Genomic DNA, 14944 nt, shown 5'->3' on the forward strand with positions numbered 1-14944 from the left:
CTGTCGTCAGGCTTGCCGATTTGTAGACACTTTCGATACACAGCGTGTTTTCAAGGCGTGGCAGATGAAAATAAGTTCACTTTGATGCGCATTAGCCATGACGCCTGTTCTACAAGCCTTACGGCGGAGGGTAGAATGCGGGAAATCAGGAAGAGTCAATGAGCGAACAGATCCTCTCAGAAGCCGAATACGACGCCATTACCCAAGCTGCGGCGCAATGGTGCATGCGCCTGCATGAAGCCGACTGCAGCGATGCGGAGCGTCTGGCCTTTCAGCAATGGCATGATGCCGACCCCCTGCACGCTTTCGAATACGAGGCGATGCGGGAGATATGGGAAGTGGCCGATCAACTGCCTCCCTCCACACTGGCACCGACTCCGGTCAAGCTTGCCCCTCGACGCACCTGGCAACATTACGGCGTGGCCGCTGCCGTCGCCCTGTGCGCCCTGCCCCTGGCCGCCTACAGCGGCTGGGAGCTGGGCTGGCTGCCGTCGTCCTACGAACGCTTCGAAGCCGGCGACAGTCTGCGCAATGTGACCCTGGCCGACGGCAGCCAGGTGGAACTGAACCTGGGCAGCAGCCTGACCTACAGCAACTACAAGGATCAGCGCCGGGTCACTCTGAAAAAGGGTGAGGCGTTCTTCAGGGTCAGCCACGACAGCAGCCATCCGTTCGTGGTCAAGGCCGCCCATGGCCAGGTCAAGGTCACCGGCACCCAGTTCAACGTGTGGATGTATGAAGATCAGGTACGGGTCACCCTGCTCCAGGGCTCGGTGCTGGTCACCAGCAATACTGCCCTGCCCGGCGAAGGCTTCCGCCTGGAGCCGGGTATGCAGGCCCGCTACAAGGATGGCGACTACGCGCCGCAGATCAGCCAGACCTACAGCAACGACAGTTCTCTGGCCTGGCGCAACGGCAAGCTGGTGCTGGACAACCTGGCCCTCAGCGATGCCCTGCCGCTGATCAATCGCTACCTGGACACCCCGGTGCAACTGGCTGACAACTCGACCGGCAAGATCCGCGTCGGCGGCATCTACAACACCCGGGAGATCAAGAGCCTGCTGACTTCGCTGCCCAAGGTGCTGCCGGTCTACCTGACGCGCAATCGCGAAGGCAACCCGGTGATCAACTCGTTGCCTCAGTCGCCGCCAAAAAGCTGAAGGCCGCCCCGTTGCGGGGGCGGCCTCGATTCACTTCAACCGCTGACATCCACTACTTGAGCAATGGCTGCCAATCCCGCCGCGGCTCCTGGATCAGTTGCGACTGATACTGGCCATCGGCGCGGATCTGCGCTTCGGTAAAGGGCAGCACACTCCACTGATTCCGGGCAAAGGCCTCGGTCTGGTCGCGAAAGTGCGGCGACGCCGGATCGCTGGACAGGGAAAACGCCAGCAGCCCGAGGGCTCGCGGCCCCTGCTCGTCGAAACTGACCACATTCAGGTAGCTGGTGCCGCTCACCACCTCGCGCTTGCCGTCGGCACCCGGCACGCTCTGGATAGCGTTGTACACCCCCAGGCTTTCCGGGCCGCCAGGCACCGGGGTCGGCCGCCCACCCTGGCTCACCTGCTGGATATCGCCCCAGCGCACATCGGCGCCCAGCCCGGCCTGCTCCACTTGCTGCGCCGAGGCCAGCATCGCCTCACGCAGGGCCTGGGCCACTGACGGACGGCTGATGGCCAACCCCCGTGGCGTGTGCTGCGGGTCCTTGGGGTCGAAGGCCACACGCCAGATGTCGGGACTCTGCAGCAACGGCTGCATGATGCCCTGGAAGTGCACGAACCCCAGGCCCGTCTGCAGCCCGGCACTGCGATCCCAGGACTTGAGGCTGGCGCACAGCGTGGCCAGTCGCCGGGCGTCGGGGCCCAGGTCCTGCGCGCAGAATTGCAGCAGGTCCGGCATCACCTGACCGGCCAGGTACACCTGATCATCGGTGACCATATGCTGCAGATCGCTGACCTGGGCCTTGGGCATCCGGCTCAAGCGATCCAGGGCGAAACGCGCGCGCATCTTCAGGGGCACATCCTGCTGGCTGATCACCGGCGAGAAGCCCTGCAGCGGCGCCGCCGGGTTGACCATCCAGGCCGAGTCATTGGAGTGCTGCAAGTAGTCGTTGCGGGCCAGTTGCGGCAATTGGCCGGCGGCGAAAATACCCGGCTGGGCCGCCGCCGGGTCGATATCCCAGGCACAGGTGCTGCGGGAGCCGTCGAGGACGATGACCTGAGTGCCGATCCGTGGATCGCTGCACTGGGCCAGCTTGGCCTGGGTGACGTTGGGCACCACCGACTGGTTCATGTAAAGCGCACGGCCCTGGTCGTCCACCGCCAGGGTGTTGACCCAGGGAATGCCCTGCAACTGATGCACGCTGTCTTGCAGGCCGGTCACGCTGTTGGCCTGGTTCATCGCATACCACTGGGCCAGCACCCGGGTGTTGTCGAGGTTGGCATCACGCAGGCTGTAGGCATGTTCGCGGTCCCAGTCCAGTTCCCCAGGCCACTGCACCACCGGGCCGAAGACCGAGCTGTAGAGCGTCCGCGACTGGCTGTGCAATTGGCCATCCTGGCCTTTGACCTGCACCGTGACCGTCTGGCGCTCCAGGGGTTGGGAGCGACCGTCCAGCAGATAGCGGGTCGGGTCCTTGGGGTCCAATTGCAGGCGGTACAGGGTGAAATGCTTGGACGCATCCACCGTGTGGGTCCAGGCCAAGTGCTGGTTGAAACCTATATTGATCAGCGGCAGGCCCGGCAAGGCCGCCCCCATCACATCCAACTGACCGGGAATGGTCAGGTGCATCTGATAGAAACGCATGGCGCCGACCCAGGGGAAATGCGGGTTGGCCAGCAGCAGGCCGCGACCGTTGAACGAACGCTCGCTGCCGATGGCCACGGCATTGCTGCCACGGTCCAGGGCAAAACCTTGCTGGCGGACTGCTGCCAGTTGCCAGCGACGTTCGCTCAGTGCCGCCTGGGCGGTGACGCCCGGCGGCGTGGCTCCCGCCAGGGCCTCGGCGAACTGACCGGCGCCGCCTTCCACCAGCAAGCGCCGAGTCAGCTTTACCAGGTCCGAGGTAGCCAGCGGCCGTACCCAGTCGCCCTGGCACTGCTCGGGCAGCCCCTGGACCCGGCGCTCCGCCAACTGGCGGTTGTAGCCCTCAACATAACCCTGCATGCGCTCACGCACCGCCGGGGTCTGTGCCTGCCAGAAGCCGGCTACCGCCTGGGGCGTGTTCAGCCAACTGAAAAACACATCGCTGCTCAGGTTGTCCCGTTGCTCCAGAGTCTGGCCTTCGGCACCGAAGTACTTGGCCCGCTCGGCGTTCACCGTCAGCACTTCATTGGCCATCAGGCACAGATTGTCCTGGGCGTAGGCGTAACCGATGCCGTAGCCCAGGCCGCGCTCGTCGCTGGCACGGATATGCGGGACACCAAAGCTGGTGCGGCGAATCTCGGCACGGGTCTGTTCAGGCTGCGCCAGTGCGTAGGCACCGCAACTGAAACTTAGAAACAAGGCTGCAAGGCAAAAATGCGGTAACTGCCTGGAAATGATCACGCCGACTCCTGATGCAAAAATACAGAACCAGGACTGGTGTGCAGGAAGGGTTTGGCAACGCCGCCAGTCTGGGAATCCAGCCGCGCACGGATCAACCGACGCCTGCCTGACCCTATGGACGAATCAGCGCAGAAAAAATTACCCCCAAGAGGTCGGCACGGACCGGCCAATGACATGTCAGCAACTTGATACCGACAAATTTTCTACATCCTGGGCTTCATGATTTGCCGTGCTCGTACGTCTAGTTACTAGAGCACCCATCATTCTTTTCCTGATAAGGCTCTGATAAGGAGTTTTTGCATGTACAACCCGCAACTGCCAATGGACGGCATCACCGTGAACAACACGCCTTCCCTGAATGCCGGCGCCGGTGTCTTCGGCAAGAACGCCGAGCGCAACAGTAATGAACGAATCAAGCACCTGCTGAAAAGCTTTGGCCTGCGCACCAGTCTGATTCGCCTGAAAGTCATCGACGCCCTGCTCACAGCAGCCCAGAGCGAGCGCTCCCTGGGTGTGCGGGGGGTTCACAGTCAACTGCTGGAACTGGATATTCCGCTGTCGTTTCTAAGCGTCCGGGAAGTCTTGAAGCGCCTGTGCACCGAGGGCGTCCTGACCCTCAATGCCGACAAGAGCTACAGCCTGCACCAGCAGGCCGCAGCGGTGCTCGACGGTCTCTCCTGAGACGGTCGAGCCACGGTTCAGGGCTTGACCTTGCGGCGCATCACGCCATTGATCACCACCACGACCACCGCCACACCAATGGCGATGTACTGGAACAGTTTTTCGCTGATGACGCCGTGGTTCTGCAGGTAGGAAAGGCCAAGCATGATCCCCAGTACCACCAGGGAAATCAGGATCGAGTATTTCAAGCGTTGTGACTGGGTCATTGCGGGGTCCTGAAGCTGAAAATGTATCCGCTGTGTATCAAGAACGATGCCAAGCACATACCCGGATTCGGGGATGCGCCGGGGAAATCGGGGTCACATGGTACAGGCGCGAAGGAGATTTTTCTCCTTCATCGTCCTGTCGAGTTCCCCGTGCCCTTTGAGGATTGAGAAATGTTCCGTCGAATCACACTGCTGATTCCCCTGCTGGCAATCCTGACCCTGTCAGGCTGCATCATCATGCCCCGCGATGGCGGGCATCACCGTTACTACGACGGCGGCCCGGGCTACTACCACCGCTGAGTCATCCGGCCAGTTCATCGGCCCCGCTGAATCTGCCACTCCCCCAGCCAACGCCCGCCCCGCCGCGGGCGTTCTGCTCTTTGCGGCAAGCCTTCAGGGTCGCGAGGTGCCATTGCCAGGGCGGGCGAACAACTCCAGCAGCCAGTCGACGAACACCCGCACCCGGGTGGACAGATGACGCTGGGGCGGATACATGGCGGTCAGCGGCAGCGACGGCACCGGAAAATCCTCCAGGACCTCTCGCAAGACTCCGGCCCGCAACTGTCGGGCAACGTTGTAATACGGCGTCTGCACCAGTCCGTAACCGGCTTCGCAGGCCGCCAGGTAGCCGTCGGCACTGTTGACCGCCACCTGCTTGGGCAACTCCATCGGGCGCAACTGGCCATCGATGTAGAACTCCAGACCATAACGTTTGCCGCTGACGCTGGAGAAATACTCCACCATCCGATGCCCTTCCAGGTCTGCCGGCGACTGGGGCGTTCCCCGCTGCTGCAAGTAGCCGGGGCTGGCGCACGTCACTTGTTGCAATTGCACCAGCGGCCGGGCCACCAGGCTGTCGTCCAGGGCCGGGCCGCCCCGCAAGGCGCAATCCACCCCCTCACGGATCAGATCCACGGGGCGGTCATTGAGGCCGATCTCCAGTTCGATCAGCGGGTAGCGGGCAGAGAACTCCGGCAACGCGGGAATCACGATCAGCCGACCGATTCCCACCGGCATATCGATGCGCAAGAGCCCCCGCGGGTTGTGCCGGGTGACCGAGAAGGCCGCTTCGGCCTCCTCCAGGTCCGCCAGCAGGCGCACGCAGCGCTGGTAATAGGCGGCGCCGTCCAGGGTGGGGCGGACCTGGCGGGTGGTGCGGTGCAAAAGCTGCACACCCAGGTGAGCTTCCAGTTGCTTGATCAGGATGGTGACCGAGGCTGCCGGCATGTGCAGATCCTCGGCGGCCCTGGCGAAACCGCCCAGCTCGACAATCCGGGTGAAGACGCGCATGGCGTTGAAACGGTCCATGAAACAGGCTCGCGATTATTTAGATAATGATAATAGTGATAGCGCTTTTAGCTGGTTTATAGGTCTTTTGTCGAGTAGCAAACTGAGCGCTCTTCCCCACTCATCGGAGTAATCGGCAATGCACACTCGACAACTTGGCCATCAGGGTCCACAGGTTTCCGCCATTGGCCTGGGCTGCATGGGCATGAGCGATTTCTATACCACCGGCAACGACCCCAAGGAGGCCATCGCCACCTTGCACCGAGCCCTGGAACTGGGGATCAACCTGCTGGACACCGCCGATATGTACGGTCCCCACAGCAACGAGGAATTGATCGGCCAGGCGATTCGCGGCAAGCGTCAGCAAGTGTTCCTGGCCAGCAAGTTCGGCATCGTCCGCGATCCGGGCGACGCGGATGCCCGCGGCGTCAACGGCCGTCCCGAATACGTGCGTGCTTCCATCGACGGCAGCCTGCGGCGCCTGGGCGTGGACACCCTGGACCTGTATTACCTGCATCGGGTCGACCCGGACGTGGCCATCGAAGAGACCGTCGGCGCCATGGCGGAACTGGTCAAGGCCGGCAAGGTGTGCTACCTGGGCTTGAGTGAAGCGTCGGCAAGCACCCTGGAGCGCGCCCACAAGGTACACCCCATCAGCGCCCTGCAAAGTGAATACTCGCTATGGAGCCGGGACCAGGAAGACAACGGCTGCCTGGCCGCCTGTCAGCGCCTGGGGATCGCCTTTGTCCCCTACAGCCCTCTGGGTCGAGGCTTTCTGACGGGCGCCCTGAAAAGCCCTGACGACTTTGCCGCCGATGACTTCCGGCGCTCCAACCCACGTTTCCAAGGCGAGAATTTCCAGCGCAACCTGCAACTGGTGGCGCAGGTGCAGCAACTGGCGGCGGACAAACAGGTCAGTGCCGGGCAACTGGCCCTGGCCTGGGTACTGGCTCAGGGCGACTACCTGATTCCGATTCCCGGAACCAAGCAACGGCGCTATCTGGAGGAAAACGTGGCAGCGCTGCAGATCCGCCTGAGTGCCGGGGAACTGACTTCGCTGGAGGCAATCTTCAGCCCGCAGACCACCGCCGGCCCCCGGTACACCGAGGAGGTGATGGCGCTGCTGGATCGCTGACGCAGGGAACGCGGCGCGGGCTCGACCAGGGAGCGCGCGCCGTTGGTGGGTCAGGCTTTGGCGGAAACGTTCTTGTCGGTCACCGTGGTGCCGTTGCCCTTGCCATAGCTCTGCAGGCTCTGCAGAACGTAGATCGCCTTCTTGTACTCGGGAACGAGGTAGTTGGCGTACTTGTTGCCCTTGATGTTGTTGCTCTGGATGTCATCGAGCTTCATCGCAAAGTATTCAAGAGCATTGAACGGCTCATCCGGGTTCTTCGGAATGCCGAAACGGTCGAACTTGTCGCCGGCGTTGATCAGGTTCAGCGCGGTGATGTCAGAAATCAGGCCATTGTTCTTGAGAAAGGTGCTCATGCCACCCAGGGACTTGGTGGTCACGTTGGTCGGGTCGAAACCCTTGATCTGCTTGTGAAGCTTCAACTGGTCCATCTTGCGGATATCCAGCACGGTGGGGTTGCTTCCCACCAGGCTCAACATCTGCCGTACCTTGGCACTTTGCGAGACCGGCTTGGAAGAACCGCTGCCACCGCCGTCCTGAACCAACAGACCCGCCTTGCTGGTCCAGCCTCCAACGTATCCGATTGCCATGCTGACACTCCTGTAGTCCGGCTTGCCAATCCCCCTGTTCAGCCTGGCTCAGAGAAGACCGGAAAAGTCTTGTCTAGCGTCTGAAACTGGGCGCAAACCGTGTTGAATCATCTGAATGGGCGCAAGTATCAACGCCAGGACGACTTCCCAACAACGCTTTATTTCCGCAATTTACAATTTTTGTACAAACTCGACACAATTAGCCAAAAGGCCCGATTTAAGCGGCGCCGGCTGTTTGCGCAACCTTCAAATCGTCATCTTTTCATGCTCACGATTGAACCGTTCAGCCGCTGTCGGCCCCTCCTGCGTGTCACCTGCGACAGCTTTTTTAAACACCACCCAACTTTTTTGGACGAACGTACTAAAGAGCACAAAAACCGCGCCGACATCCTGTGGATGCCCTGACAAGGCTCACCCTCTCCAAACAATAAAAAACGCTCGGTAAGGACAGGTCCCATGCCCGCTTTGCGCACGATTCAAGCCCGCTACACGCTCTTTCTGGTCCTGTTCATTGTCCTGATGCTGGTGCTCACGGTCGTGGGAATCAGCCAACTGGTGGCGCCCAAGCTGCGCCATACCGAGGAACAAGTGGCCCTCAATCGCATCGCCGAAGTGGCGCAGCGCATTCAGGGCGAGTTGAACAAGGTCCAGGCCCAGCAACGCAGCATCACCCAGACCATCCCCCTGCTCGACAGCGACAGCATCGACAAGGTCCTGCCGGGCCTGGTGGACCAGTACGGCGAGCAAAAGGTCTTCGGCGGCGGGATCTGGCCCCTGCCCGGCCAGCGCACCCCGGAGCGCAACAAGCACAGCACCTTCTGGCACCGTGATGCGTCCGGCAAGCTGGTGGTCAACACCTTCTGGAACAGCGACCCGGCGCCCAACTACTACGACCAGTCCTGGTACAAGGGCGGCATGCAGACCGCTCCCGGCCAGTGCGCCTGGGCCGCGGCCTACAAGGACGACGCCAGCGCCGAGCCGCGCACCAACTGCGCCATGGCCATCCGTCGCGACGGCCAGCCCTGGGGCGTGGCCACCATCGACGTCACCCTGGGTTTCTTCAACGATCTGGTGGCCCGTCAGGAGAAGGAGCTCGACGCCGAGATGCTGATCGTCGAAGCCGACGGCAAGATCATCAGCAACAGCTCGCGGATCAACGGCCCGATCGTGCTGAAGAACATCCGCGAACTGGCTGCCGGCTCGCCCTTCGCGGCCCAGGTCCAAAGCGCCCTGGAACGTCGCGACAACAACGCGCAACGCATCGAGTTCGATAACGCCGGGGTGCCCAGCACCTTCTTCATGCGCGCCATTGAAGGCACCCCCTGGTTCCTCGCCAGCGCCCTGCCCACCCACCTGATCACTGCCCAGCGCGACGACGTGCTGAGCACCCTGAGCCTGTTGCAGATCCCCATGGTGATCCTGCTGGTGCTGCTGCAGGTCTATGCGATCCGCCAACTGGTGCAGCGGATGAAGATCCTCAAGGGCAATATCGATGCACTGGCCACCGGTGACGCCGACCTGACCCGACGCATCGTGATCCGCGCCGAGGACGAACTGGGGGCCATCGGTCACTCGGTCAACCACTTCATCCAGTACCTGCAGAACATGATCGGCGAAGTCACCCAGGCCACCGAAGCCATGGCCGGCAGCCTGGCGCAGTTGCAGCAGACCTCGGCCCACAGCCAACAGATACTGATGCGGCACGCCTCGGAAACCGATCAGACAGTGACCGCCATCACCGAGATGAGCAGCACGGCCGACAGTGTCGCGGCCAACGCCGCCCAGACCGCGGACTTCACCCGGCGCGCCAACGAGCATGCCGAACACTCGCGGGTCGTCGTAGGCGAAGCCTCCGGCAGTGTCATCGCGCTGATCGACGAAGTGGCTGATGCCACCCACAAGGTCGAGGCCATGCAAGCCGACGCTCAACGCATCACCGAGATCCTCGGGGTGATCGGTGCCATTGCCGGGCAGACCAACCTGCTGGCCCTCAACGCCGCCATCGAGGCGGCCCGGGCCGGGGAACAGGGACGGGGCTTTGCCGTGGTCGCCGATGAGGTCCGGGCCCTGGCCGCACGGACCCAGGACAGCACCTCGCAGATCAACGAAATGCTCAGCCGCCTGACCCAGGGCGTGAGCTCCTCGGTCAGCGCCATGGAAAACACCCAGGCCAGTTGCCAGTCCGCGGCGGACGCCACGGCCCGGGTCAACAGCGGTCTGGATGAAATGGCCGACTCGGTGAATCAGATCAACAGTCTGAGCACCCAGATCGCCACCGCTGCCGAACAGCAGAGCGCGGTGACCGAGGAGATCAACCGCAGCATGGTCAGCATCCGACACATGGTCGAGGAGCTGGTGGAGAGTGCCCGGGCCGGTGAAAGCAATACCCAGAGCCTGTTGCAGGCCAATGCCCGGGTCAGCCACCTGATGGGCCGCTTCAAAGTCCGCTGAACGGTCGGCCCCCGCCGCTGGCGACGCGCCACGGCGGGGCTATATTTGCAGCCTCAGGTCACAAGGAAGTGGGGGGCAACATGGGCCAGCGCCAATCACATCTGCTGCAAGAGCGCATCAGCCATGAACTGTATATCCAGGCCGGAATCGACACTGTCTATTACTACGTCACCCAACCGGAGCGCTGGCCGGAGTGGCACCCATCCAGCCTGCGGGCCGACACCGGTCTGTGTGGCTCGCTGCCGACGGGTCACCGCTTCAGCGAAGTCATGAATCTCCTCGGGGTACAGATCCCCATGAGCTATCGTGTGCTGATCGCGGTATTTCCCAAAGAGTTCAAGGTCGTCTTCAGCTCCGCGGCCCTGGACGGCACTGTCCATTACCAACTGAACAAGCAAGACGACGGCACGCTGTTGCGGCACACGCTGGACTATTGCACCGACCTGCAACTAAGCAGCCTGCGGGCGCGCATGGAGCAGCTTTCGACCCAGGCCCTGGGCAATCTCAAGCAACGTCTGGAGCACCCGGACGACTGACAAATCTGTAATGCCCGCCTCAGTTTCCTGACAGCCAGCGCTGATTAGAGTCCCCTCCAATCCGCTGACCGACTGAAAGCCTGCCATGCCGCTCCCTACCTCAAGGCACACCCCGTCCCGACGCACCCTCGTCAAGGCCCTGGTGGTCGGCCTGCAAGGCGCGGACCGCTGACTACGCCAGCAACGATGACGCCCCGGACAACGGTGCCTGTCTGGTTTTGCGGTGACGGATGTGATTCTAGAACCCTTCATCCGCTCCCGGAGCTTGGTATCAACTTGAAACAAAAGCCCCCGGCAGCTGGCAAAAAAAACCGCAAAATGCACCACCCCGAGCGCGCACCCGCGGGGCCCGGCCCTGCCAGCGCCCCTTATTCAACAGCGACAACGAGACTTTCGATGAAAACTTCACTGCGTCTGGCGGCCCTGTCCGCCCTGCTGATCAGCTCCCTGGCTCAGGCTGGCGAACTGATCCCCATCGACGTGCACCGCGACGCCAACTGCGGCTGCTGCAAAAAGTGGATCGAGCACCTGCAGGACAACGGTTTTGCCGTCACCGACCACGTGGAAAGCAACATGAGCGCGGTCAAGCAGCGCTTGGGTGTCGCCCCGCGCCTGGGGTCCTGTCACACCGCGGTGATCGACGGCAAATTCGTCGAAGGCCATGTCCCCGCTGAACAGGTCCTGGCCCTGCGCAAGCGCAACGACCTGCTGGGCATCGCCGCCCCGGGCATGCCCATGGGTTCCCCCGGCATGGAAATGGACGGCATGGGCGCCGAGGCCTTCCAGGTCATCGGCCTGACCCGTGACGGCCAGGATGTCGTAGTAGCGGACTACCCGGCCCGTTGATCGCCAGCGCCTACCTCGGCCTGTTTCTCGCCGCCTTCGCCGCCGCCACCCTGCTGCCCCTGCAGTCGGAAGCACTGCTGGTCGGCCTGCTGCACAACAGCCAACTGGCGGTACTCGGGCTCTGGCTGGTGGCGACCCTGGGCAACGTCCTGGGCTCCCTGGTCAACTGGTGGCTGGGGCGGCGCCTTGACACCTACAAGGACCGTCGCTGGTTTCCCTTCAGCCCGCGTCACCTGGAGCGGGCCCGGGTGCACTACCAGCGCTACGGCCACTGGACGCTGCTGCTGAGCTGGATGCCCGTGATCGGCGATCCGCTGACCCTGGTGGCAGGCGTCATGGGCGAACCCCTCAAGCGTTTCCTGCTGATCGTCAGCCTGGCCAAGGGCGCCCGCTACGCCGTGCTGGTGTGGCTGACCCTGGGCTGGCTAGGCTGAACCACGCCCACGCACACGCCCCCCCGTAGGAGCTGGCTTGCCAGCGAAAGCGCCCTCACGACAAACGCCCACTTCACAGACCTCTTTGCCGGCAAGCCGGCTCCTACACCGTTAACCATGGCTTTTGTAAATGGAACCCGAGGCCAATCTGCGACATGATCGGCTGCGTCAACAGGCCCTGCCAGGCCACGTGAACCGTCCCCCAGAAAGGAGCCTGAACATGGCTGTACAGATTGCGGTCATCGATGATTGGCAAGACGTGGCCCGCGACGTGGTGGACTGGTCGGTGCTGCAAGGCATTGGCCAGGTCAGCTTCCTGCATGACTATCCAGCGGACCACGCCACGCTGATCCAGCGTCTGCAGCCCTTCCAGGTAATCTGCCTGATGCGCGAGCGCACAGTGTTCGACGCAGCCCTGCTGCAAGGCCTGCCCCGGCTCAAATTGCTGCTGACCGGCGGCATGCGCAACGCCGCCATCGACCTCAAGGCCGCCACGGCCCTGGGGGTCCAGGTCTGCGGCACCGACAGTTACAAGCACGCCGCTCCGGAACTGACCTGGGCCCTGCTCATGGCTCTGACCCGCAATCTGCTCAATGAAGCCAATGCTCTGCGCGCCGGCCATTGGCAACAGGGCCTGGGGGGCGACTTGCACGGCAAGACCCTGGGCATTCTCGGCCTGGGCAGCATCGGCCAGCGGGTGGCGCAGTTCGGCCAGGTGTTCGGCATGCGGGTCATTGCCTGGAGCGAGAACCTCACCGCCGAGCGCGCGGCCATCGCCGGGGCAACCCTGGTCAGCAAACAGGAGCTGTTCGAGCAGGCCGACATGCTCTCGGTGCACCTGGTACTCAGCGAACGCAGCCGTGGCCTGGTGGACGCCCAGGCCCTGGGCTGGATGAAGCCCGAGGCCTTGCTGGTCAACACCGCCCGGGGCCCGATCGTCGATGAGGCGGCCTTGATCGCCGCCCTGGAGCAGGGCCGCCTGGCGGGAGCCGCTCTGGATGTGTTCGCCCGCGAGCCGTTGCCCGCCGACCATCCGTTCCGGCGCCTGCCCAATGTCCTGGCCACACCCCATATCGGCTATGTCAGCCAGCAGAACTACCGGCAGTTCTTCACCCAGATGATCGAGAACCTGCAGGCCTGGCACGCCGGCCAGCCGATCCGTCCGCTCAACTAAGCGCAACACCGCAAGCCTCTCCCGCGGCGGCCTTGCCCATTTTCGGGCAAGGCCGCCAGGTGCCTGCACCACCCCCTCGCGCGCCCTCACCGTTTTCGCGCCGAGGCCATTTCGCCCCCGCTCTGCGGCGGTGCACGACCGACCTTTCGTCGGGATAAATCCGTTGTCCAACTCCCGCCCCGGGGGAAAACCCCGCCCCGCCCGGCACCGCTCTAGGTTCTGTCCTAGACTGCTTTTCGCATCGTGACCGAGCGGTCACTTTTGCATTGAAAAAGTCGAAACTTTTCGCTTCGGCCCAAGGTCAGGTTAAAGGTAGGGCCGCTGCCACTGGTGCATTCCTTGCAACGGCTCCTCCATCCTTTCTGCTGCAGCGCTCGAGCAGCTCAGGCTGATCGATGTGTGGCGCGATTGCGCCCGGCCACAGGAATGGCCCGACAGTAGCGCTTGAGTCACCAGAACAGATCAATAAAACGGGAGAGACCTATGATCAGCGCCGCATTGGACACTCAGGGAGAGCATCCTCAACAGCAGGCCGGTGAACGTGCCCCCCAGGCGATTTCCATCCCTGGAGGCAAGACCGTACTGCCGCTGGCTCGTCAGAACCCCAACCGCAAGCGGGTGCTGTTCGTCACCTCGGAAATCGCCGACCTGGTGAAGACCGGCGGTCTCGGCGACGTCTCCGCTGCCCTGCCCCGGGCCATGGCCCACCTGCACGATGTGCGGGTGCTGATCCCCGGCTATCCCCAGGTGCTGCACAGCGAGAACCCCATCCATATCATCGGCGAGCTGGGGGGCCACGCGGCGTTGCCGGCCTGCAAGATCGGGCGCATGGACATGCCCGACGGCCTGGTGATCTATGTACTGATCTGCCCGGAGCTATACGAGCGCGAAGGCTCGCCCTACGGCGCCAACAATGGCCGCGACTGGCCCGACAACCACATCCGCTTTGCCCGCCTGGGGCTGGCCGCTGCCGACATCGCCGCCAACCTGGCACAAATCCACTGGCGCCCCGATCTGGTGCACGCCCACGACTGGCCCGCCGGTCTGGCCCCGGCCTACATGCACTGGCGCGGGCAGCGCACGCCGACGCTGTTCACCATCCATAACCTGGCGTACCAGGGCGTGGTCAGCCTGGCCTCGTGCCCGGAACTGGGCATTCCCGAACACGCCCTGCAACAAGAAGGCATGGAGTTCTACGGCAAGCTGTCGTTCCTCAAGGCCGGCATGGCCTACGCCAGCCACATCACCACCGTGAGCGCCACCTACGCCCAGGAAATCACCACCCCAACCTTCGGTTGCGGACTCGACGGTTTTCTCGCCAGCAAGACCCAGCAAGGTTTGCTCAGTGGCATCCCCAATGGCATCGACGAAAGCTGGGACTCGGCCACCGATGCGCACCTGTTCTGCCCCTTCAGCATGGGCGACTGGGACGGCAAGGCGGCCAACGCCGCCCATGTGCGGCAAATGTTCGGGCTTGACGCCAGCAACGGCCCGCTGTTCGCCGTGGTCTCGCGGCTGGTCTACCAGAAGGGCCTGGACCTCACCGAGGGCGTGGCCGAATTCATCGTCGCCAGCGGCGGCCAGATCGCCATCATCGGGCGCGGCGAACCGGAAGAGGAACAATCCATGCGGGCCCTGGCCCGGCGCTTTCCCGGGCGCATCGGGGTCAATATCGGCTTCAATGAAACCGATGCCCGGCGCATGTTCGCCGGCAGCGACTTCCTGCTCATGCCGTCGCGCTACGAGCCCTGCGGGCTGAGCCAGATGTACGCCCAGCGCTTTGGTTCGCTGCCAGTGGCGCGCAACACCGGCGGCCTGGCGGACACCATCGAGAATGGTGTCACCGGTTTCCTCTTCGACGAATCCACGGTCGCCAGCTACCAGGAAGCCCTGACCCGGGCGTTCAAGGTCTTCGCCTATCCGGCGCTGCTCAACGCCATGCGCTGCCGGGCCATGGCGGCCCCTTTCAACTGGTGCAAGGCGGTGGAACCCTACGCCGAACTCTACGAACAACTGGTGGCCAAGGCCCTGGGGCAGGCTGCCAGACAGTAAGGGGGCCTG

Annotated in this window: 14 protein-coding genes and 2 pseudogenes; 12 read left to right on the plus strand and 4 right to left on the minus strand. The window is 63.1% G+C overall.

Going from position 1 to position 14944, the window contains the following annotated elements:
- Positions 1 to 158 precede the first annotated feature (158 nt).
- On the plus strand, positions 159 to 1160 hold the full coding sequence (locus tag ACSSVC_RS20120; RefSeq protein WP_404936930.1) for a FecR family protein: 1002 nt from the start codon (positions 159 to 161) through the stop codon (positions 1158 to 1160).
- A 52-nt stretch (positions 1161 to 1212) separates the two neighbouring features.
- Here ACSSVC_RS20120 and pvdQ read toward each other — a convergent pair whose 3' ends face one another.
- Positions 1213 to 3546 (minus strand): bifunctional acylase PvdQ, encoded by a 2334-nt coding sequence (gene pvdQ / locus ACSSVC_RS20125; protein ID WP_492611243.1) that lies wholly within the window; start codon positions 3544 to 3546, stop codon positions 1213 to 1215.
- Between the two features lie 300 nt (positions 3547 to 3846).
- On the opposite strand from pvdQ, the gene ACSSVC_RS20130 reads away from it, so the two are divergent.
- Complete coding sequence (locus ACSSVC_RS20130) at positions 3847 to 4227, plus strand: fe2+ zn2+ uptake regulation protein (protein ID WP_346634324.1); 381 nt, start codon at positions 3847 to 3849, stop codon at positions 4225 to 4227.
- Between the two features lie 17 nt (positions 4228 to 4244).
- Here ACSSVC_RS20130 and ACSSVC_RS20135 read toward each other — a convergent pair whose 3' ends face one another.
- Positions 4245 to 4433, minus strand: coding sequence for a hypothetical protein (locus tag ACSSVC_RS20135; protein WP_042941707.1), 189 nt, complete (start codon positions 4431 to 4433; stop codon positions 4245 to 4247).
- A 171-nt stretch (positions 4434 to 4604) separates the two neighbouring features.
- Between ACSSVC_RS20135 and ACSSVC_RS20140 the strand changes: the two genes are divergently transcribed.
- Positions 4605 to 4733, plus strand: coding sequence for a hypothetical protein (locus tag ACSSVC_RS20140; protein WP_256596732.1), 129 nt, complete (start codon positions 4605 to 4607; stop codon positions 4731 to 4733).
- Between the two features lie 93 nt (positions 4734 to 4826).
- Here the strand turns inward: ACSSVC_RS20140 and ACSSVC_RS20145 are convergent, their stop codons facing one another.
- Entirely contained in the window at positions 4827 to 5741 is a 915-nt protein-coding gene (locus tag ACSSVC_RS20145) for a LysR family transcriptional regulator (RefSeq protein WP_346634323.1), read from the minus strand.
- 118 nt (positions 5742 to 5859) lie between these two features.
- On the opposite strand from ACSSVC_RS20145, the gene ACSSVC_RS20150 reads away from it, so the two are divergent.
- Entirely contained in the window at positions 5860 to 6855 is a 996-nt protein-coding gene (locus ACSSVC_RS20150; protein WP_492611244.1) for an aldo/keto reductase, read from the plus strand.
- Between the two features lie 50 nt (positions 6856 to 6905).
- On the opposite strand, the gene ACSSVC_RS20155 is transcribed toward ACSSVC_RS20150, so the two are convergent.
- Complete coding sequence (locus tag ACSSVC_RS20155; RefSeq protein WP_346634321.1) at positions 6906 to 7442, minus strand: hypothetical protein; 537 nt, start codon at positions 7440 to 7442, stop codon at positions 6906 to 6908.
- A 99-nt stretch (positions 7443 to 7541) separates the two neighbouring features.
- Between ACSSVC_RS20155 and ACSSVC_RS20160 the strand changes: the two genes are divergently transcribed.
- The 8 genes and pseudogenes from ACSSVC_RS20160 (at position 7542) to glgA (ending at position 14935) form a co-directional block, all read left to right on the plus strand.
- The gene (locus ACSSVC_RS20160) at positions 7542 to 7847 is read left to right on the plus strand and encodes a hypothetical protein (RefSeq protein WP_492611245.1); all 306 of its coding nucleotides are present in this window, start codon (positions 7542 to 7544) and stop codon (positions 7845 to 7847) included.
- 114 nt (positions 7848 to 7961) lie between these two features.
- Positions 7962 to 9032: pseudogene (locus ACSSVC_RS20165) on the plus strand (cache domain-containing protein); the annotation flags it as partial.
- A gap of 339 nt (positions 9033 to 9371) precedes the next feature.
- Positions 9372 to 9893, plus strand: a pseudogene (locus ACSSVC_RS20170) (methyl-accepting chemotaxis protein); the annotation flags it as partial.
- An 80-nt stretch (positions 9894 to 9973) separates the two neighbouring features.
- Entirely contained in the window at positions 9974 to 10429 is a 456-nt protein-coding gene (locus ACSSVC_RS20175) for an SRPBCC family protein (RefSeq protein WP_492611246.1), read from the plus strand.
- Positions 10430 to 10825: 396 nt separating this feature from the next.
- Positions 10826 to 11275: a DUF411 domain-containing protein gene (locus ACSSVC_RS20180; protein WP_492611247.1), complete on the plus strand. Its 450-nt coding sequence runs from the start codon at positions 10826 to 10828 to the stop codon at positions 11273 to 11275.
- Entirely contained in the window at positions 11272 to 11709 is a 438-nt protein-coding gene (locus ACSSVC_RS20185; protein ID WP_492611248.1) for a YqaA family protein, read from the plus strand. The genes ACSSVC_RS20180 and ACSSVC_RS20185 overlap by 4 nt, the downstream gene beginning before the upstream one ends.
- A gap of 220 nt (positions 11710 to 11929) precedes the next feature.
- Positions 11930 to 12883, plus strand: a complete 954-nt coding sequence (locus tag ACSSVC_RS20190) for a D-2-hydroxyacid dehydrogenase family protein (protein ID WP_346634315.1) — start codon at positions 11930 to 11932, stop codon at positions 12881 to 12883.
- Positions 12884 to 13366: 483 nt separating this feature from the next.
- Positions 13367 to 14935 carry a glycogen synthase GlgA gene (gene glgA / locus ACSSVC_RS20195; RefSeq protein WP_492611249.1) on the plus strand — a complete coding sequence of 523 codons (1569 nt, stop codon included), beginning with the start codon at positions 13367 to 13369 and terminating at the stop codon, positions 14933 to 14935.
- The last annotated feature ends 9 nt before the right edge of the window (positions 14936 to 14944 follow it).

Source organism: Pseudomonas sp. E1BtOHC1 (assembly GCF_058744285.1).

Coding starts and splice junctions, on each gene's coding strand:
- ACSSVC_RS20145 (WP_346634323.1), bottom strand. CDS start 5,741: ATGGACCGTTTCAACGCCATGCGCGTCTTCACCCGGATTGTCGAGCTG.
- ACSSVC_RS20180 (WP_492611247.1), top strand. CDS start 10,826: ATGAAAACTTCACTGCGTCTGGCGGCCCTGTCCGCCCTGCTGATCAGC.
- ACSSVC_RS20175 (WP_492611246.1), top strand. CDS start 9,974: ATGGGCCAGCGCCAATCACATCTGCTGCAAGAGCGCATCAGCCATGAA.
- ACSSVC_RS20130 (WP_346634324.1), top strand. CDS start 3,847: ATGTACAACCCGCAACTGCCAATGGACGGCATCACCGTGAACAACACG.
- ACSSVC_RS20150 (WP_492611244.1), top strand. CDS start 5,860: ATGCACACTCGACAACTTGGCCATCAGGGTCCACAGGTTTCCGCCATT.
- ACSSVC_RS20140 (WP_256596732.1), top strand. CDS start 4,605: ATGTTCCGTCGAATCACACTGCTGATTCCCCTGCTGGCAATCCTGACC.
- ACSSVC_RS20155 (WP_346634321.1), bottom strand. CDS start 7,442: ATGGCAATCGGATACGTTGGAGGCTGGACCAGCAAGGCGGGTCTGTTG.
- ACSSVC_RS20190 (WP_346634315.1), top strand. CDS start 11,930: ATGGCTGTACAGATTGCGGTCATCGATGATTGGCAAGACGTGGCCCGC.
- glgA (WP_492611249.1), top strand. CDS start 13,367: ATGATCAGCGCCGCATTGGACACTCAGGGAGAGCATCCTCAACAGCAG.
- ACSSVC_RS20120 (WP_404936930.1), top strand. CDS start 159: ATGAGCGAACAGATCCTCTCAGAAGCCGAATACGACGCCATTACCCAA.
- ACSSVC_RS20135 (WP_042941707.1), bottom strand. CDS start 4,433: ATGACCCAGTCACAACGCTTGAAATACTCGATCCTGATTTCCCTGGTG.